This window comes from Gemmiger formicilis, assembly GCF_016901605.1.
Lineage (GTDB): Bacteria > Bacillota > Clostridia > Oscillospirales > Ruminococcaceae > Gemmiger > Gemmiger formicilis_B.
Map to the genome: position 1 here is coordinate 1 of NZ_JACJKP010000899.1, position 219 is coordinate 219.

Annotated in this window: 1 protein-coding gene; it reads right to left on the bottom strand. The window is 41.1% G+C overall.

The window, feature by feature from the left end:
• Window positions 1–219, bottom strand: a 219-nt coding sequence (locus H6B10_RS17180) for a hypothetical protein (protein ID WP_204652536.1), incomplete at both ends; no start/stop codon positions are given.

Genomic DNA, 219 nt, shown 5'->3' on the forward strand with positions numbered 1-219 from the left:
GTGTCAAAGCCTGGTAACGCGTTGCAGCCCTTTCTTCTATGCTTTGCTTTACTTGTTTCTCTTCCGTTACCATTTCACACCAGCGAAAGACATTTTCAGTACGGTAAAACACGGTAAATGGGAAGAAATATACACCTATGTCATGGGAGGTTATTCCAAATGTTCTTGCTGAACACCTTGGTTGTATAGATGAATGCATCCATATGATGCTTGGTTTCT